17 protein-coding genes are annotated in these 19,385 nt (G+C 65.1%); 16 read left to right on the forward strand and 1 reads right to left on the reverse strand.

The window, feature by feature from the left end:
• Positions 1-40 precede the first annotated feature (40 nt).
• Complete coding sequence (locus AC51GT_RS24435) at positions 41-850, reverse strand: crotonase/enoyl-CoA hydratase family protein (protein WP_496330429.1); 810 nt, start codon at positions 848-850, stop codon at positions 41-43.
• 194 nt (positions 851-1,044) lie between these two features.
• Here AC51GT_RS24435 and AC51GT_RS24440 point away from each other — a divergent pair, with 194 nt between their 5' ends.
• The 16 genes from AC51GT_RS24440 (at position 1,045) to nuoN (ending at position 19,383) form a co-directional block, all read left to right on the forward strand.
• A complete protein-coding gene (locus tag AC51GT_RS24440; protein ID WP_496326351.1) occupies positions 1,045-3,207 on the forward strand; it encodes an MMPL family transporter in 2,163 nt (720 codons plus the stop codon).
• 38 nt (positions 3,208-3,245) lie between these two features.
• Complete coding sequence (locus AC51GT_RS24445) at positions 3,246-3,665, forward strand: response regulator (protein ID WP_496326350.1); 420 nt, start codon at positions 3,246-3,248, stop codon at positions 3,663-3,665.
• 269 nt (positions 3,666-3,934) lie between these two features.
• Positions 3,935-4,330, forward strand: coding sequence for an NADH-quinone oxidoreductase subunit A (locus AC51GT_RS24450; RefSeq protein WP_496330430.1), 396 nt, complete (start codon positions 3,935-3,937; stop codon positions 4,328-4,330).
• A 41-nt stretch (positions 4,331-4,371) separates the two neighbouring features.
• The gene (locus AC51GT_RS24455) at positions 4,372-4,926 is read left to right on the forward strand and encodes a NuoB/complex I 20 kDa subunit family protein (RefSeq protein WP_496330431.1); all 555 of its coding nucleotides are present in this window, start codon (positions 4,372-4,374) and stop codon (positions 4,924-4,926) included.
• Positions 4,923-5,615, forward strand: coding sequence for an NADH-quinone oxidoreductase subunit C (locus AC51GT_RS24460; RefSeq protein ID WP_496326347.1), 693 nt, complete (start codon positions 4,923-4,925; stop codon positions 5,613-5,615). The genes AC51GT_RS24455 and AC51GT_RS24460 overlap by 4 nt, the downstream gene beginning before the upstream one ends.
• Positions 5,615-6,898, forward strand: a complete 1,284-nt coding sequence (nuoD, locus tag AC51GT_RS24465; protein ID WP_496330432.1) for an NADH dehydrogenase (quinone) subunit D — start codon at positions 5,615-5,617, stop codon at positions 6,896-6,898. The genes AC51GT_RS24460 and nuoD overlap by 1 nt, the downstream gene beginning before the upstream one ends.
• Positions 6,895-7,728, forward strand: a complete 834-nt coding sequence (nuoE, locus tag AC51GT_RS24470) for an NADH-quinone oxidoreductase subunit NuoE (RefSeq protein WP_496330433.1) — start codon at positions 6,895-6,897, stop codon at positions 7,726-7,728. Before nuoD ends, nuoE begins: the two co-directional genes overlap by 4 nt.
• Before the next feature lies 1 nt (position 7,729).
• Entirely contained in the window at positions 7,730-9,028 is a 1,299-nt protein-coding gene (gene nuoF, locus AC51GT_RS24475) for an NADH-quinone oxidoreductase subunit NuoF (protein ID WP_496326344.1), read from the forward strand.
• The gene (locus AC51GT_RS24480; protein WP_496330480.1) at positions 9,028-11,433 is read left to right on the forward strand and encodes an NADH-quinone oxidoreductase subunit G; all 2,406 of its coding nucleotides are present in this window, start codon (positions 9,028-9,030) and stop codon (positions 11,431-11,433) included. The genes nuoF and AC51GT_RS24480 overlap by 1 nt, the downstream gene beginning before the upstream one ends.
• The gene (gene nuoH / locus AC51GT_RS24485; RefSeq protein ID WP_496326343.1) at positions 11,430-12,668 is read left to right on the forward strand and encodes an NADH-quinone oxidoreductase subunit NuoH; all 1,239 of its coding nucleotides are present in this window, start codon (positions 11,430-11,432) and stop codon (positions 12,666-12,668) included. The genes AC51GT_RS24480 and nuoH overlap by 4 nt, the downstream gene beginning before the upstream one ends.
• Positions 12,661-13,194: an NADH-quinone oxidoreductase subunit NuoI gene (gene nuoI / locus AC51GT_RS24490; RefSeq protein ID WP_496330434.1), complete on the forward strand. Its 534-nt coding sequence runs from the start codon at positions 12,661-12,663 to the stop codon at positions 13,192-13,194. The genes nuoH and nuoI overlap by 8 nt, the downstream gene beginning before the upstream one ends.
• 48 nt (positions 13,195-13,242) lie before the next feature.
• Entirely contained in the window at positions 13,243-14,019 is a 777-nt protein-coding gene (locus tag AC51GT_RS24495; RefSeq protein WP_496330481.1) for an NADH-quinone oxidoreductase subunit J, read from the forward strand.
• Positions 14,016-14,315, forward strand: coding sequence for an NADH-quinone oxidoreductase subunit NuoK (nuoK, locus tag AC51GT_RS24500; RefSeq protein ID WP_496326341.1), 300 nt, complete (start codon positions 14,016-14,018; stop codon positions 14,313-14,315). The genes AC51GT_RS24495 and nuoK overlap by 4 nt, the downstream gene beginning before the upstream one ends.
• A 6-nt stretch (positions 14,316-14,321) precedes the next feature.
• Positions 14,322-16,205, forward strand: a complete 1,884-nt coding sequence (gene nuoL, locus AC51GT_RS24505; RefSeq protein ID WP_496330435.1) for an NADH-quinone oxidoreductase subunit L — start codon at positions 14,322-14,324, stop codon at positions 16,203-16,205.
• Positions 16,202-17,767 (forward strand): NADH-quinone oxidoreductase subunit M, encoded by a 1,566-nt coding sequence (locus AC51GT_RS24510; RefSeq protein ID WP_496330436.1) that lies wholly within the window; start codon positions 16,202-16,204, stop codon positions 17,765-17,767. The genes nuoL and AC51GT_RS24510 overlap by 4 nt, the downstream gene beginning before the upstream one ends.
• Positions 17,764-19,383: an NADH-quinone oxidoreductase subunit NuoN gene (nuoN, locus tag AC51GT_RS24515; RefSeq protein WP_496330437.1), complete on the forward strand. Its 1,620-nt coding sequence runs from the start codon at positions 17,764-17,766 to the stop codon at positions 19,381-19,383. The genes AC51GT_RS24510 and nuoN overlap by 4 nt, the downstream gene beginning before the upstream one ends.
• Positions 19,384-19,385 lie beyond the last annotated feature (2 nt).

Raw genomic sequence — 19,385 nt, forward strand, 5'->3', positions numbered from 1 at the left:
CTCATACGCGATGCCGTGATCGTCGACGTGGTGCGAGGGGTCACTCCCCGGTGAAGTCCCCCACGCGGCGTTCGTTGAAGGCGGCCAGGGCTTCCCGATGATCCTCGGTCGGATGAGACAGGGCCTGCAGGGCCGCCGACAGTTCGAGGAATCCGTCGAAATCCTGCCGTCCCGATTCGCGCAACAGGCGTTTCGTGGCACGTAGCGCGTGCGGCGGGTTCACGGCCACCCGCGCGGCGAGTTCCTGTGCGGTGGCCATCAACTCCTCGGGTTCGACGACCCGCGAGACCAGGCCCCAGTCGAGTGCGGTGGCCGCATCGACGCGATCGCCGGTGAACGCCATCTCGGCGGCCCGCGCGGCGCCCACCGCACGCGGCAACAGCCACGCACCGCCGTCGCCCGGGATGATGCCCAGCTTGACGAAACTCTCGGCGAAAAAAGCCTTCGTGGACGCGACGCGCATGTCGCACATCAGCGTCAGGTCGCACCCTGCCCCGACCGCGGGTCCGTTGACGGCGGCGATGATGGGTACCTCGCAGGTGTACACCGCGCGCGCCAGCCGCTGAATTCCGCGCCGGTACCCCTGGAAGATCTGATGTGGCTTGCCACCGAACATTCCGTTGCCCTCGACCATGTCCTTGACATTCCCTCCGGCAGAGAAAGCGCTTCCCCCGCCGGTGAGGATCACCACCCGCGTTTGCGGATCCGTATTCGCCGCCTCGACCAGTTCGACGAGCCGGTCCACCACCTCATCTCCGGAGATCGGGTTCCGGCTCTCCGGCAGGTTCAGCGTCCAGGTGGTGACGTGTCCCTCGGTTCGGGCAAGTACGACATCATTTTCGGCAGTCATCAAACGATCCTATCCACGAGGCGATATCGCCCTGCCCGCGTGCAGCCGAATATCCGGTAATCACACTTGCCAATTTGCAATCGCGTTAAAATTGGCCAGCTCTGATGCATTGTCGCATCGCGCGGCGGGTCGTCCCCAGGCGGCAACAAGGCCATCTCCTGACCACAGACACCTTGTCAGCGAACAGGATTCGAATGTTTGCATTCATCGCACGCGTCGTTGTCGGCCACCCGTGGCGGGTCATCGCGGGGTGGGCCGTGATCGCGTTGCTCATCATCGTCTTCTCCCCCAGCCTCGGGGACCACACCAGTGGCAACAATCAGGATTTCCTTCCGAAATCGTTCGAGTCGGTGAAAGCGCAAGAACTCGCCGACGAGTACTTTCCCGCCTCGGCCGGGGCCACCGGCACGCTGGTGGTCTCGCGAACCGACGGCGCGCCACTGTCGCCCGCGGATCAACAGACGGCCCTCGGACTCGCGACCACGTTGCAGAACGAGAAGATCCCGGGCGTCACCGCGGTCACCGGCAGCGAAGAATCCTTCTCGCCGGACGGAAAGCTGGCCGCCCTGCAGGTGTCCTTCGAGGGGCAGGCCGGCGACCACGACGCCGATCAGGCGGTACCGCTGGTTCGTGACGATGCCCGCAAGGCGCTCGAAGGTACGGGACTTCGGTCCGGTCTGACGGGCAACGCCTCGATCCTGGTCGACACCGATTCGGCCTATGACGATGCCGAGAACATCATCACGATCGCGACGGTCATCGTCATCGTGCTCACCCTCGGCCTGGTGTTCCGTAGCCCGATCATCGCAGTGGTGCCCATCGTAGTGATCGGCATCGTCTACCTCGCGGTTCGCGGGGTGACCGCCTTTGCCACCGACCTGTTCGACTTCGAGGTGCCCAACACCCTCGATGCCATCCTGCTGGTGGTGCTCTTCGGAGTGGGTACCGACTACATCGTGTTCCTGCTCTTCCGATATCGGGAACATCTGCGGCAGGGCGCAAACCACCATGACGCGCTGATCCTGTCCACCAGGGTGGTCGGGCGGGTGGTCGCCTCATCCGCCATCACCGTGATCGGCGCGTTCGCCGCCCTGTTCCTGGCCAGGCTCGGCTTGTTGAATTCGCTTGCGCCCGGGCTGATCATCGCCGTCGCGCTCATGCTGCTGACAGCCCTGACGCTGATCCCGGCACTCTGCGCCGTGCTGGGCAAATACCTGTTCTGGCCGATGGGCCCGGGCACCGACTCGAAGCGGTCGCCATATGGTCCCATCAGTCGCATGGTCGGGCACCGCCCGGCAATCGTCGTGGTGATCGTCGCCGCCGGGCTGATCGTCCTGACGGTCTTCGCGCCGTCATACAAGTCGACATACGACACACTCAACGAAATGCCCTCTGACACCCCCTCTCTCGAGGCATACGACACCCTGTCCGCGTCGTTCCCCCAAGGCGTACTGAGCCCCACCCAGGTGTACGTCAAGACCGACGGACCGGTTCCCCAAGACGAATTGGCCACCCTGCGCGACAACCTCGGCAAGGTTCCCGGTGTGGCATCGGTGTCCGAACCCAGGATCAGTGCGGACGGCACGGCCGCGGTGATGGATGTCATCCTGACCGCCGGGCCATATACCTCCGGGGCACTCGATGTCGCCAAAGGTCCACTCAACGAAGCCGCCCAGAGCTCGATACCGGATGCCCAAGTGCTCGTCGGGGGCGAGTCCGCGACACTGGCAGACGTCCGCTCACAACTCGATTCGGACAGCTTGCGAGTGTTCCCGGTGGCCGTGGTGATCGTGGGCCTCATCCTCGGCTTGCTGCTGCTGTCCGTGCTCGCACCACTGAATCTTCTTGTCTGCGTGGGCCTGACGTTCGGCGCCACCCTCGGAGCGGTTGTCATCGTGTTCCTGTTCGCCGCCGGACTCGACGGGGTCGACTTCACCACCCCGATCGTGCTCTATCTGTTCGTGGTGGCCATCGGCACCGATTACAACATCCTGCTGACCGAACGGATCCGAGAAGAGTTCCTGAACGGCCATCGACCTGCCGAGGCCGCCAGGATCGCCATCGCGGGCAGCGGACCCACAGCCGCCGCGGCCGGCACCATCCTCGCATTGACCTTCGCCTCCCTGATCCTCACCGGACTCGACAACCTCAGAGAACTCGGCACCGGTGTGGCCATCGGTGTACTACTGGCCTCCCTGGTGATGGCGCCGATGTTGGTCCCCGGACTCTCCGTGCTGCAGCGAAGCGCATTCTGGTGGCCGACGAAAAGAACCAAACCCCCTGCAGCCGACGCGGATGCGAAATCACCCGGCCCCGGAGGCGACGGGCCGAAGTCGACAGAGCCTGTTCTTCATTGATCGATACCGCAGGTGTCCCGACGAGTAGCATCGGCCCCGTGACCGAAGCACCGGTACGCACCAACAATCGCCTCGATGCCAAACGTGTCCTCGTCTACAGCGACGACGCGAGCACCCGCAGGCAGATCATCGCCGCCCTCGGCGACTTCCCACCCGACGGACTCGATCCCTTCCTCTATGTGGAGGTCGCCACCGGACCGGGCGTGATCCGCGAGATGGACGCCGGAAGCATCGACCTCGCGATTCTCGACGGCGAAGCCGCACCGGCGGGCGGGATGGGGATCGCGCGGCAATTGAAGGACGAGATCGAGGCCTGCCCACCGATCATCCTGCTCACCGGCCGGGCCGAGGATCGATGGCTGGCGTCATGGTCGCAGGCCGAGGCCGTGGTGTCGCGCCCGATCGATCCCTTTGCGCTCACGAAAGCAGTGGTCACCGTGCTGCGTTCGCGCGCCTAGCTCCTTTTCCACCCACGCACCGTCCCCGGTTCACACCGCCCTGGCCGCGGAACCCTTTTATGAGCGATCCAGATAACTGCGATTACAAATCAGCACCGCCTTCCGTGCCCGTTACGGTGTGACGGCAGGGCCGGCCGGCGGTAGTCTGTGCTTCAGATCACACATAGCCCCCGGGTGATCCGAGCACGAACATCGACTTCCCATTCCGGCCCTGTCCGAGCGTCGTCACCCACTCCGCAACCACTCGCTGGGAAGGAGCAACCGCACCCGTGAACCTGTATGTGCCGATTTTCGTACTCGGCCTGATCGCAGCGGTATTCGCGGTCGGGTCAGCTGTGCTCGCGAGCGTCGTGGGTCCTCGGCGGTACAACCGTGCCAAGCTGGAGGCGTACGAGTGCGGCATCGAACCTCTCCCAAATCCACTGGGCGGCTTGGGAACCGATGAGGATTCGGGAAGTGTTACCCGGCAGCGCATTCCGGTGAAGTACTACCTGACCGCGATGCTGTTCATCATCTTCGACATCGAAATCGTGTTCCTGTATCCCTGGGCCGTCTACTTCGACTCGCTCGGCGTGTTCGGTCTGATCGCGATGGCGCTGTTCATCTTCAACGTCTCGGTGGCGTACGCCTACGAATGGAGGCGCGGCGGACTTGGCTGGGACTGACGGCTCGAACCGAGCACACTGCCCGAAAGAGAGTGTCCATCATGGGTCTTGAAGAAAAGCTCCCCAGCGGGTTCCTGCTGAGTACGGTCGAGGGCCTGGCCGGTTACATGCGCAAGGGATCGCTGTGGCCGGCAACCTTCGGTCTGGCCTGCTGCGCCATCGAGATGATGGCCACCAGTGGTGGACGTTTCGACATCGCCCGCTTCGGGATGGAGGCCTTCCGCGCGTCGCCGCGTCAAGCCGACCTGATGATCGTCGCCGGCCGGGTCAGCCAGAAGATGGCACCGGTCCTGCGCCAGATCTACGATCAGATGGCAGAGCCGAAATGGGTTCTTGCCATGGGTGTTTGTGCATCCTCGGGTGGAATGTTCAACAACTACGCCATCGTCCAGGGCGTCGACCATGTTGTCCCGGTCGACATCTACCTCCCCGGATGTCCCCCGCGCCCGGAAATGCTGCTGCACGCAATCCTCAAGCTGCACGAGAAGATCCAGGAGATGCCGCTGGGAGTCGACCGCGACGAGGCCATCCGCGCAGCCGAACAGGCCGCGTTATCGGCCACCCCGACCATCGAGATGAAGGGGTTGCTGCGATGACCGGGCCGACCGGCGACAATTCCGGACGTGAGGTGATCGGCATCCGCCGCGGCCTGTTCGGCGCGAGCGGCAGCGGTGACACCTCCGGGTACGGCGGGCTCATCAAGCCGATCGCCATGCCCGAGCGCACACCTCGGCCATACGGCAGCTATTTCGACGACGTTGTCGACCAGCTCGAACAGACCCTCGCCGGCCACGGTGGATCTGGTGCGGACCAGGCGATCGAGAAGGTCGTGGTGTTCCGCGACGAACTGACGATCTACGTGCGGCGCGAGCATCTACCGGCGGTTGCCGGTGCACTCCGCGACGATCCCGGCCTGAGATTCGAGCTGTGCCTCGGTGTCAGCGGCGTGCACTACCCGGCCGAGACCGGCCGCGAGCTCCATGCGGTGTATCCACTGTTGTCGATCACCCACAATCGCCGGGTTCGGATGGAAGTCGCTGTGCCGGATGCGGATCCACACATCCCGTCGCTGTGTGCGATCTATCCGACCTGTGATTGGCATGAACGGGAAACCTACGACTTCTTCGGCATCGTGTTCGACGGCCATCCCGCTCTGACCAGAATCCAGATGCCCGACGACTGGGAGGGGCATCCGCAACGCAAGGACTATCCGCTCGGAGGTATCCCGGTCGAGTTCAAGGGTGCCCGCATCGCACCACCCGATCAGCGGAGGTCGTACAGCTGATGACCATCTACAACGCCACCGGACAGGACTGGGACGAGATCGCCGGCGCCGCCGCCGGTGCGGGCGAGGAGCGGATCGTCGTCAACATGGGACCGCAGCATCCGTCGACCCACGGGGTCCTGCGCCTGATCCTGGTGCTCGAGGGTGAGACGGTGATCGAGGCCCGCTGCGGTATCGGCTACCTGCACACGGGGATCGAGAAGAACCTCGAGTTCCGCAACTGGACCCAGGGCGTCACGTTTGTCACCCGGATGGACTATCTGTCCCCGTTCTTCAACGAGACGGCCTACTGCCTCGGCGTCGAGAAACTCCTCGACATCACCGACGCGATCCCCGAGCGGGTCAACGTCATCCGGGTGATGCTGATGGAACTCAACCGGATCTCCTCACACCTGGTCGCCCTGGCGACCGGCGGTATGGAACTCGGCGCGGTCACCGCGATGCTCTTCGGATTCCGCGAACGGGAGCTGATCCTCGACGTCTTCGAGATGATCACCGGCCTACGGATGAACCACGCCTTCATCCGCCCCGGCGGACTGGCCCAAGACCTACCCGACGGTGCCGTCGACAAGGTCCGCGAGGTGCTGCGGGTTCTGCCCGGCCGCCTGCGTGACATGGAAGATCTGTTGAGCGAGAACTACATCTGGAAGGCCCGGACCCGCGGTGTCGGCTACCTCGACCTCACCGGATGCATGGCCCTGGGCGTCACCGGCCCGATCCTGCGGGCGACGGGACTGGCCCACGATCTGCGCCGGTCCGCTCCGTACTGCGGGTACGAGGAGTACGAGTTCGACGTCATCACCGACACCGATTGCGACTCGTACGGCCGGTACCAGATCCGGGTCAAGGAGATGAAGGAGTCGCTCAAGATCGTCGAGCAATGCCTCGACCGGCTCCGTCCCGGCCCGATCATGGTCGAGGACAAGAAGATCGCCTGGCCTGCCGAACTCACGGTCGGGGACGACGGCCTGGGAAACTCCCCGAAACACATCTCCGAGATCATGGGATCCTCCATGGAGGGTCTGATCCACCACTTCAAACTGGTCACCGAAGGGATGCGGGTCCCGCCAGGTCAGGTCTATATCCCGATCGAATCCCCCCGCGGCGAACTCGGCGTCCACATGGTCTCCGACGGTGGCACCCGCCCCTACCGGGTCCACTTCCGGGACCCGTCGTTCACCAATCTGCAAGCGGTGGCGGCGATGTGCGAGGGCGGGATGATCTCCGACGTGATCGCCGCCGTCGCCGGCATCGACCCCGTGATGGGAGGTGTCGACCGATGAGCGCCGAGCCGGTTTTCATCGACTTCGGGACACCCGGTGAGGTGGCCGCGGAATCCCAGCGCTACCCCGACGACGTGGCCGCCCGCCTGTCCGGTGACGCCGCGCAGATCATCGCCCGGTATCCCAGCCCGCGGTCGGCGCTGCTTCCCCTGCTGCACCTCGTACAAAGTGTCGACGGATACATCACGCCGGCCGGGATCGGCTTCTGCGCAGAACAACTCGGACTCACTCCGGCCGAGGTGACCGCGGTGTCCACCTTCTATTCGATGTACCGGCGCGAAGAGACCGGCGACTACCTGGTCGGGGTCTGCACCAACACGCTGTGTGCGGTCATGGGTGGCGACCAGATCCTGGACGACCTGCGCGAACACCTCGGCGTGGACGCCGGGCAGACCACCACTGACGGCTTGATCACGTTGGAACACATCGAATGCAACGCGGCCTGCGACTACGCGCCGGTGGTGATGGTCAACTGGGAGTTCTTCGACAACCAGACACCCCGGTCCGGCCGCGACCTGGTGGACGCGCTGCGCCGGGGAGAGCCGGTGACGCCGACCCGCGGTGCACCACTGTGCACGTTCCGCGAAACCGCCCGGATCCTGGCGGGTTTCCCCGACGAGCGAGACGGCGCCTCGGATGCCGCCGAGCCCGGTACCCCGACACTCGCCGGGCACCGCATCGCCCGGGAGCGGGGCATGCACGCCCCCGACCCGACGGCGTCCGACGACGTCGACGGGCCCGATGAGGATCGGGCAGCTGCCGAATCGAAGGCCGACAAGCCCGCACCGGCACCGTCGGCCGACGTGCCCTCAGAGGGAAAGGCGAGCTGAGATGCCGTTGACACCCGTTCTGTCCCGATACTGGGACGAGCCCCGGTCCTGGACACTCGACGCCTACCGCGGCCATGACGGTTACGACGCGCTCGACAAAGCGCTGGCGATGGACCCCGACGATCTCATCGCAACCGTCAAGGCCTCGGGACTACGCGGACGCGGAGGTGCCGGGTTCCCCACCGGGATGAAGTGGTCGTTCATCCCCCAGGGCGACGGCAAGCCGCACTACCTGGTGGTCAATGCCGACGAATCCGAACCCGGCACCTGCAAGGACATCCCCCTGCTCCTGGCCACGCCCCATGTGCTGATCGAGGGCATCATCATCGCGGCGTACGCGATTCGGGCTTCGCACGCGTTCATCTACGTTCGTGGCGAGGTGATTCCGGTTCTGCGGCGCCTGCAGACCGCGGTCGCCGAGGCATATGAGGCCGGACTCCTCGGCAGCGATATCCGCGGGTCCGGATTCGACCTGGAACTGGTGGTCCACGCCGGGGCCGGCGCGTACATCTGCGGCGAGGAGACCGCACTGCTCGACTCCCTCGAAGGCCGACGCGGCCAGCCTCGTCTGCGTCCCCCGTTCCCGGCGGTTGCCGGTCTCTACGCCAGCCCGACCGTGGTCAACAACGTCGAGTCGATCGCCAGCGTCCCGGCCATCATCCTGCGCGGCAACGACTGGTTCCAGACCATGGGCACAGAGAAGTCACCGGGGTTCACGCTGTACTCGCTGTCCGGCCACGTCACCACCCCGGGCCAGTACGAGGCCCCGCTGGGGATCACCCTTCGTGAACTGCTCGAGTTGGCTGGCGGTGTGCGGGCTGGCCACGAACTCAAGTTCTGGACACCGGGAGGTTCTTCGACGCCCCTGTTCACCGCCGAACATCTCGATGTCACCCTCGACTACGAGGGCGTCGGCGCGGCCGGTTCGATGCTGGGTACCAAGGCATTACAGATCTTCGACGACACCACCTGTGTGGTCCGCGCGGTATTGCGATGGACCGAGTTCTACGCCCACGAATCCTGCGGCAAATGCACACCCTGTCGCGAGGGCACCTACTGGCTGGTCCAGATTCTGCGCGATCTGGAGAGCGGAACCGGCACCGAAACCGATCTGCAGAAGTTGCTCGACATCTCCGACAATATCCTCGGGAAGTCGTTCTGCGCACTCGGTGACGGCGCCGCCAGCCCGATCATGTCCTCCCTCAAGTTCTTTCGAGACGAATACATCGAGCACGTCCGCGGCGGCGGATGCCCGTTCGATCCGGCCAGGTCCACACTGTTCGAACCGGTGGGTGCATGATGACGCTGACCAACAATTCGACCTCCGACCCCGCCGTGACCGACGTGGTGGCGATCACCATCGACGGCACCGAGCTCCGAGTTCCGAAGGGCACCTTGGTCATCCGCGCCGCGGAGCTGGTCGGCGTGCAGATACCCCGATTCTGCGACCACCCACTGCTCGATCCGGTGGGGGCCTGCCGGCAATGCCTCGTCGAAGTCGAGGGCCAGCGCAAACCTCTCGCCTCCTGTACCACGACGGTCTCGGACGGCATGGTGGTCCGGACACAACTGACGTCACCGGCCGCCGAGAAGGCACAGCGCGGCGTCATGGAGTTACTGCTGATCAACCATCCCCTCGATTGCCCGGTCTGCGACAAGGGCGGCGAGTGCCCGCTACAGAACCAGGCCATGTCCAGCGGTGCGGCCGAGTCCCGGTTCGAGGGTGTCAAACGGACGTTCCCCAAACCGATTCCGCTCTCGACAGAGGTCCTTCTCGACCGCGAACGGTGCGTGCTGTGCGCGCGCTGCACCCGGTTCTCGGATCAGATCGCCGGCGACCGGTTCATCGACCTCCTCGAACGCGGCGCGCAGCAGCAGGTCGGGATCGCCGACGACGAACCCTTCCAGTCGTACTTCTCCGGCAACACGGTGCAGATCTGCCCGGTCGGCGCGCTGACCGGTGCAGCCTACCGATTCCGGGCCCGCCCCTTCGATCTCGTTTCGAGTCCCAGTGTCTGCGAGCACTGTGCCGATGGCTGCGCGCAACGTACCGATCACCGGCGCGGCAAGGTGTTGCGGCGTCTGGCCGGCGATGATCCGGAGGTCAACGAGGAGTGGAACTGCGACAAGGGTCGCTGGGCCTTCACCTATGAGACCGCGCGGGACCGCATCACCACGCCGCTGATCCGGGATGCCGCAGGCAACCTGGTCGCCGCCTCCTGGCCGCAGGCCGTGGCCGTTGCCGCCGCCGGCCTCAAGGCCGCAGGTTCACGCACCGGTGTCCTGGTCGGCGGCCGGAGCACCGCCGAGGACGCCTACGCCTATGCGAAGTTCACCCGAACAGCATTGGGCACCAACAACGTCGACTTCCGCAGTCGCGCCCATTCCGCCGAAGAGGCCTCGTTCCTGGCCTCCCGGATCGCCGGTCGGCCGCTGGCCCTGACCTACTCCGACCTCGAGAAGGCGCCGACCGTCCTGCTGGCGGGTCTCGAACCGGAAGAAGAGTCACCGATCATCTTCCTGCGCCTGCGCAAGGCGGTGCGCAAACGCGGACTTACGGTGATCTCGATCGCGCCATTCGCAAGCAATGGCCTGTCGAAAATGTCGGGCGGTCTGGTGAGGGTCGTCCCCGGCGCCGAACCTGCTGCGCTGGAACAACTCCAGAACTCGGATCACCTGCGCAAGCCGGGTGCGGTGATCCTGGTGGGCGAGCGACTGGCCCAGGTTCCGGGTGCGCTGACCGCGGTGGGTGCACTCGCCGACGCCACCGGGGCCTCGATCGGATGGGTCCCCCGACGGGCCGGTGAAAGGGGAGCCCTCGAGGTCGGCGCGCTCGGCAACCTCCTGCCCGGCGGCCGACCGGTCCGCGACCGGATCGCCCGCGCCCAGGTACGTCAGGTCTGGGGTACGGAGCTGCCACCCACGCCGGGCCTCGACACCGGCGAAATGCTCTCGGCGGCAGCCGCCGGTGAGGTGGAGGCCCTGGTGGTCGGCGGTGTGGAACTGGCCGACCTGCCCGATCCGGACGCCGCCCTCGCCGCACTTGTCGCGGCCCCGTTCGTGGTGAGCCTGGAGATGCGGGCGAGTGTCGTCACCGACCACGCAGACGTCGTGTTCCCGGTCTCGCCGGTGGTCCGCAAGAGTGGCACGTTCGTGGACTGGGAGGGTCGTCCCCGCCCGTTCGAGGCGGCCCTGCCCAGCGACGGTGCGATGCCCGATCAGCGAGTCCTCGACGCGATCGCCCGCCGGCTGGGCCGCGACATCGACCTGCCCGATGCGGCCAGTTCCCGTGACGAACTCGGCCGGCTCGGTGCGTGGGACGGCGACTTCGAAACAACCCCTGCCACAAGCCCTGCCGAGATCCCCGAAGCCTCGCCAGGACAGGCAGTGCTCGCCAGTTGGCGGATGCTGCTGGACTCCGGGCGCCTACAGGACGGGGAACCCCACCTGGCCGGCACCGCGCGGCGTCCGGTGGTTCGGCTCTCCGCCGCGACGGCCACCGAAAACGGTCTTCACGACGACGAACTGGTCACCGTCAGCAGCGACCGCGGATCGATCACGCTGCCACTGGCGATCACCGACCTACCTGATCGTGTCGTGTGGCTCCCCCTGAACTCACCGGGCAGTTCCGTCCACTCCGCGCTGGGCCCGGCTGTCGGACAGTCGGTTCAGATCACGCCGGCCGCGAGGGTGGAACGCTCATGACCGACCTGTCCGCCTTCGGCCACGACGCCTGGTGGCTGATGACCATCAAGGCCCTGGCGATCTTCGTCTTCCTGGTGTTGACCGTCCTGATCGGCATCCTCGCCGAGCGTCGCGTGATGGCCTGGATGCAGACGCGGATCGGACCCAACCGCGTCGGTCCGATGGGGCTGCTCCAAAGTCTCGCCGACGGTGTGAAGCTCGCGCTGAAGGAAGGCATCATCCCGGCCGGCGTCGACAAGCCGATCTACCTACTGGCACCGATCATCTCGGTGGTGCCCGCCATCATGGCGTATGCGGTGATCCCGTTCGGTCCCGAGGTGTCGGTCTTCGGGCACCGGACACCGTTGCAGCTGACCGATCTGTCGGTCGCCGTCCTGTACATCCTCGCGGTCACGTCGGTCGGCGTCTACGGGATCGTGCTCGCCGGCTGGTCCTCCGGATCCACCTATCCGCTCCTCGGGGGGTTGCGGTCGAGTGCGCAGGTGATCTCCTACGAGATCGCCATGGGCCTGACCTTCGCAGCGGTCTTCCTCGATGCCGGGACCATGTCCACCTCGGGCATCGTCTCTGCACAGGACGGCACCTGGTACGTCTTCCTGCTGCTGCCCTCGTTTGTGGTCTACGTGATCTCGATGGTCGGTGAGACCAACCGTGCGCCTTTTGATCTCCCGGAGGCAGAGGGTGAACTCGTCGGCGGCTTCCACACCGAGTATTCGTCGCTGCGTTTTGCGATGTTCATGCTCGCCGAATACATCAACATGGCCACCGTGTCAGCGCTGGCGGCGACCCTGTTCTTCGGCGGATGGCATGCACCCTGGCCGATTTCGATCTGGGACGGCGCCAATTCGGGATGGTTCCCGTTGATCTGGTTCGTCGCCAAGGTCTGGGGATTCCTGTTCTTCTTCATCTGGCTGCGCGCCACCCTGCCTCGGCTGCGCTATGACCAGTTCATGGCGCTGGGCTGGAAGATCCTCATCCCGGTTTCCCTGGCCTGGGTGATGGTCGTCGCCACGGTCCGCGCACTCCGCAACGAGGGATACAGCAGCGCCACCGCCGTCCTGAGCGTGGCCGGCGTCGTCGTCGCGCTGGCCCTGATCGCGGTGCTGTGGAAAGTCTTCCGCGGCAGACGCGATCGCCGCCGCGACGCGCCCGAACTCGTCGAGCGCATAGAACCGTTCGATGCCATGGCGGGCGGCTTCCCGGTCCCACCGATCAAGGAGAGCAGCGATGCGTAACCCCTTCGAGCCCCTGGCCGGTTTCGGCGTCACCTTCCGGTCGATGTTCAAGAAGAACAACACCGAGCTCTATCCCGAGGTCAAGAAACCAACCGCAGCCCGCTATCACGGGCGTCACCAACTCAACCGCTACGCCGACGGGCTGGAGAAGTGCATCGGCTGCGAGTTGTGCGCCTGGGCCTGTCCCGCCGATGCAATCTATGTCGAGGGCGCCGACAACACCGACGACAACCGCTATTCACCGGGTGAGCGTTACGGCGTTGTGTACCAGATCAATTACCTGCGATGTATCGGCTGCGGGCTGTGTGTCGAGGCCTGCCCGACCAGGGCCCTGACGATGACCAACTTCTACGAGATGGCCGACGACAACCGGGCCGACCTGATCTACGGCAAAGACCAACTACTGGCCCCGCTCGCCGACGGTATGACACCACCGCCGCACGCGATGGCTCCGGGCAGCACGGACGAGGACTACTACCGCGGCAATGCGATCGGCGAGGTGATGCCGCCGAGCACGTCCCGGTGACACCCGCCCGCCGACGAGAGACCTTGAAGGAGAATCGCAGTGAACAGCCTGTTGTCCGCATCGACACTTGTCGCACAGCCGCTGACGCAGACGTCGACCGCTGAGGCGGTGCAGTTCTGGATCCTCGGCACGATCGCCGTCCTCGGCGCCCTCGGTGTGGTGTGCTCGGCGAAAGCGGTGTACTCGGCCGTCTTCCTGGCGATGACCATGATCATTCTTGCCGTCTTCTACATCGCCCAGGGTGCAATGTTTCTCGGCGTCGCGCAGGTGGTCGTGTACACGGGTGCGGTGATGATGCTCTTTCTGTTCGTCCTCATGCTCGTGGGGGTCGATTCGACGGACTCCCTGGTCGAAACCATTCGCGGGCAACGCCTTGGTGCCATGGTGGCCGGTCTCGGTTTCGGGATCCTCCTCATCGCCGGTGTCGGAAGCGCCTCGGTCACCGTCTTTGCCGGAGTCGAGGAGGCCAACGCGGGTGGCAACGTCGAAGGACTGGCCGAGATCATCTTCATCCGGTACCTGTGGGCGTTCGAATTGACCGGTGCACTGCTGATCACCGCCACCCTCGGCGCCATGGTGCTCGCGCATCGGGAGCGGCTCGGTCCCAAGATCACCCAACGGGAGATGTCCATCAACCGGTTCCGCGACGGTGAACGAGCCACGCCCCTGCCCAATCCCGGCGTCTACGCCCGGCACAACGCGGTCGACATGCCGGCGCGACTCCCCGATGGCTCCTATTCCGGCCTGTCGGTCAGCGAAGTCCTCGTACCCCGCGACCCGTTCGGTCCGGGTCCCGAAATCGGCGATCCGGAGCGCCGATCATGAATCCGGAGAACTACCTGTATGTTTCGGTGCTCCTGTTCACCATCGGGGCTGCCGGCGTTCTTCTCCGGCGCAATGCCGTCGTGGTGTTCATGTGTGTCGAATTGATGCTCAACGCCTGCAACCTCGCATTCGTCACCTTCGCCCGCATGCACGGCAATCTCGACGGCCAGGTGATCGCGTTCTTCACGATGGTCGTCGCTGCCGCGGAAGTTGTTGTCGGCCTGGCGATCATCATGATGATCTTCCGCACCCGTCGCTCGACCTCGGTCGATGCTGCCGATCTGCTGAAACTCTGAGCCCCCATGGACAAACTCATCTGGGTTCTTCCGGCACTCCCCCTGGCCGGGGCGGCAATACTGCTGTTGGGCGGTCGACGCACCGACCGATGGGGTCATCTGCTCGGTTGCCTCATGGCATTGGCATCGTTTGCGTTCGGCGTCGCCGCGTTCTTCGACATGCTCGGCACCTCCTCCGACGACCGGTCGATGAATCAAACCCTGTTCACCTGGGTCCCGGCCGGTGAACTGCAGGTGGACTTCGGATTACAGCTCGACCAGCTCTCCATGTGCTTCGTCCTGCTCATCACCGGCGTCGGGTCACTGATCCACATCTACTCCATCGGATATATGGCGTCCGATCCCGGAAGACGCCGGTTCTTCGCATATCTGAACCTCTTTCTCGCAGCAATGCTGCTGCTGGTCCTGGCCGACAACTATCTCGGCCTGTACCTGGGCTGGGAGGGCGTCGGCCTGGCGTCCTACCTGCTGATCGGTTTTTGGCACGAACGACCCGCCGCCGCAACCGCCGCGAAGAAGGCCTTCGTGGTCAACCGCGTCGGTGACATGGGCCTGGCGATCGGCATGATGATCATGTTCGCCACGTTCGGCTCGGTCGGCTTCTCCGAGGTGTTCGGCGGCGCCGGCGAGGCCGGTGAAGGAACACTGACCGCGCTCGGACTGATGCTGCTGCTCGCGGCCTGCGGGAAATCGGCCCAGGTTCCCCTGCAGTCCTGGTTGGGCGACGCCATGGAAGGCCCGACCCCGGTGTCCGCACTGATCCACGCGGCGACCATGGTCACCGCCGGTGTCTACCTCATCACGCGTTCGGGTCCGATCTTCGATCTGGCCCCGAATGCCCAACTGGCCGTGGTGATCGTCGGCGCGGTGACCTTGCTCTTCGGCGCGATCATCGGCTGCGCGAAGGACGACATCAAGAAGGCGCTGGCCGCATCGACCATGAGCCAGATCGGCTACATGGTCCTCGCCGCCGGGCTGGGACCGGCCGGCTACGCCTTTGCCATCCTGCACCTGATCACCCATGGATTCTTCAAGGCCGGTCTCTTCCTCGGCGCCGGTTCGGTGATGCACGGCATGAACGACGAGACCGACATGCGACGGTACGGCGCCCTGCGGAGCCTGATGCCGATCACATTCGTCACCTTCGGGCTCGGATACCTCGCGATCATCGGCATCCCGCCGTTCTCGGGGTTCTTCTCGAAGGACAAGATCATCGAAACCGCCTGGGCGGCAGGTGGCGTCAAGGGCATCATCCTCGGCAGCGTCGCGGTACTCGGGGCCGGGATCACCGCGTATTATATGACGCGCGTGATGCTGTTGACCTTTTTCGGGGACCGGCGGTGGAAGCCGGATACGCATCCCCACGAGTCGCCGCCCTCGATGACCGCGCCGATGGTCGTGCTGGCGCTCGGATCGGTGGGCGCCGGCGGGCTCCTGGTTCTCGGTGGTTCGCTACAGAACTGGCTGGAACCCGTTGTCGGGGAACACCACGGGCACCTCGGCGTCCCGGTGTGGGTGATCACCGTCAGCACCCTGGCCGTGGTGCTCGTCGGAGTGGGCATCGCCTACCGCCAGTACGCCGGGCGCACCGTCCCCGAAACCGCCCCGGACGAGGTGACACCGTTGACCGAGGCCGCTCGCCGCGATCTCTACGGCGATGCCTTCAACGAGGGGGTGTTCATGCGGCCGGGCCAGAAGCTCACCGCCGCACTGGGTGTGGCCGACACCAAAGGTGTCGACGGTGTTGTGCAAGGCATCTCGGGCGCGGTCGCCGGGGTGTCGGCAGGCGCACGTCGCCTCCAGACCGGCTTCGTTCGCTCGTACGCGCTGTCGGTGTTCGCCGGTGCCGCCCTGGTGGTCGCGATGATGATGGTGGTGAGGGTGTGGTGAGCGACGTTCCCTGGCTGACCCTGCTGTGGGCGGTACCCGCCGTGGGCGCCGTGCTCATCCTGAGCCTGCCGCCGCGGATGCGCGAGCACGTCAAGTGGACCGCCCTGGCCACATCTGGGGCGGTACTCGCCATCTCCATCGGCCTCGCGATCGACTTCGACACCGGCGGCGAGCAGTTCCAGTTCGTCGAATCCAGGTCGTGGATACCGGCTTTCGGCGCCACCTATTCACTGGGGATCGACGGCATCGCCCTGGCCTTGGTGGTCCTGACGGCGGTCCTGTTGCCGCTGCTCCTGATGGCCGGCTGGCATGACGCCGACCCGGGCCGTCGCCGGGCCACCCATCGCTACGTGGCGTTGATGTTGCTCGTCGAGGCGATGGTGATGATCTCGTTCACCGCCCTCGACATCCTGCTCTTCTACATCTTCTTCGAAGCCATGCTGATCCCGATGTACTTCCTCATCGCCGGGTTCGGGAGTCCCCGCGATTCCGGGGCGCGCACCCGCGCGGCGGTGAAGTTCCTGCTCTACAACCTCGTCGGCGGACTGGTCATGTTGGCGGCGGTCATCGGACTGTATGTCGTCACCGTCGATCAGGGTGGTGGCACCTTCGATTTCCGCGAGATCGTCGCGGCGATCTCGTCGGGCACACTCGACATCGATCCCACCGTGGCCAAGGCACTGTTCGGCGGTTTCATGTTCGCCTTTGCGGTCAAGGCACCACTGTGGCCGCTGCACACCTGGTTGCCCGACGCCGCAGTTCAGGCCACCCCGGCCGGCGCAGTGCTCATGATGGCCGTGGTCGACAAGGTGGGAACGTTTGCGATGCTGCGCTACTGCGTGCAGTTGTTCCCAGATGCCACAAGGTATTTCACGCCGCTGATCATCACGCTGGCGGTGATCGGCATCGTATACGGCGCGGTCCTCGCGATCGGGCAGACCGACATGATGCGGCTCATCGCCTACACGTCGATCTCCCATTTCGGCTTCATCATCCTGGGCATCTTCGCACTGACCAGCCAGGGGCAGGCCGGCTCGACGCTGTACATGGTGAACCACGGGATCGCCACGGCCGCGCTGATGCTCATCGCCGGATTCCTGGTGACCCGGCGGGGCACCCGCAACATCGCCGACTACGGCGGGGTCCAGAAGGTTGCACCGATCATGGCCGGCACATTCCTCATCGCCGGGCTCGCAACGCTCTCGCTCCCCGGCCTGGGCCCTTTTGTCAGCGAATTCCTCGTTCTGATCGGCACTTTCACCCGTTATCCGGTGGCTGCGATCTGCGCGTCGATCGCCTTGGTCCTCGCTGCGCTCTACGTGTTGTGGATGTTCCAGCGCGTCATGACCGGCCCGGTGACGAAGGCCAACGCACAGATAGGCGATCTCAAACGACGCGAGCTCATGGTCGTGACACCGCTCATCGCGTTGCTCCTGGTGCTCGGAATCTATCCGAAACCGGTTCTGGACGTGATCGATCCGGCTGTCGGCCACACTCTGACCGTCATCGATGAACAAGATCCGGCGCCCGCTGTCGCCGAAACCGACGGAGGACCGCGATGAACTCCGCTGCGGACGTGTTGCCCGCCCCGTCCATCGAATACGCCCAGCTCTCCCCGATGCTGATCGTCTTCGGCGTGGCGGTGGCCGGTGTGCTGGTCGAAGCATTCGCCCCGGCCAGATATCGCTACGGCGGACAGCTGATGCTGAGCAGCGGTGGCCTGGCAGCGGCGTTCATAGCCGTGGTGACACTCGCCGGCACCCGGGCATCGGCAGCGGTGGGTGCGGTCGCCGTCGACGGACCGACGCTGCTGATGCAGGGCACGATCCTGGCGGTGTCGGCCTTGGTGATCCCGCTCATCGCCCAACGGACCTCGGTCGGCGTCTCGGCGCATGTCGGGGTCGGCGCCACGGCATCGGGTGGACGAAAGGTCCTGGACGCGTTCACCTCTGCAGCCGCAACTGCACCCGGAAGCGAGAGCGAACACACCGCCACCCGGGCCGGGATCATTCAGACCGAGGTCTTTCCACTGGTCATGTTCGCGGTCGGCGGGATGCTGTTGTTCCCGGCATCGGACGATTTGCTGACGATGTTCATCGCCCTCGAAGTACTGTCGCTCCCCCTGTACCTGCTCTGCGCGATGGCTCGACGGCGTCGCCTGTTGTCCCAGGAGGCGGCGCTGAAATACTTTCTGCTCGGCGCCTTTTCGTCGGCGTTCTTCTTGTTCGGGGCCGCCTTTCTCTACGGTTATGCCGGGTCCGTCCAGCTCTCCGAGATCGCGGCCGCCGTCGACGCCGACACCGCCGATCGGACGCTGGTGTTGATCGGTGCCGGACTGGTGTCGGTGGGGTTGCTCTTCAAGATCGGTGCGGTGCCGTTCCACTACTGGATCCCCGATGTCTACCAGGGCGCGCCCACCCCGATCACCGCGTTCATGGCCTCGGCCACCAAGATCGCCGCGTTCGGAGCCGTCCTGCGTGTCTTCTACGTCGCGTTACCGGACCTCAAGGAGGACTGGCGCCCGGTGATGTGGGCGGTGGCGATCGCGACCATGGTGCTCGGTTCGGTTGTGGCCATCACCCAGACCGACATGAAGCGGATGCTGGCGTATTCCTCCGTCGCGCACGCCGGATTCATCCTCACCGGCGTGATCGCGATGAGCCGAGATGGCCTGTCGTCGACCATGTTCTATCTGGTGGCATACGGCATCAGCACGGTCGGGGCCTTTGCCGTGCTGACTTTGGTCCGGGACAGCTCCGGTGAGGTGACCGCGATGTCACGGTGGGCAGGGCTCGGTCGTCGTTCCCCGGTGGTGGCGGGGGTCTTCGCACTGTTCCTGCTGGCATTTGCCGGGATACCGCTGACCAGTGGATTCGTCAGCAAGTTCGCGGTGTTCGAAGCCGCCGCATCCGGTGGAGCCGTACCGCTGGTCATCGTGGGCGTGCTCAGCAGCGCGATCGCTGTGGTCTTCTACATCCGGGTGATCGGGTTGATGTTCTTCACCGAACCCAAACCCGACGCCGATGCTGACGCTGATGCTGATGCCCCGACCGTCGTGACACCCAATATCGGCACCACCGTGATCATCGGGATCAGCGCCGCGGTCACCGTGTTCATCGGCATCTTCCCGCAACCGCTGCTCGACCTCGCCGACAATGCGGCGGTGTTCTACCGCTGACA

Source organism: Williamsia sp. z34 (assembly GCF_059553395.1).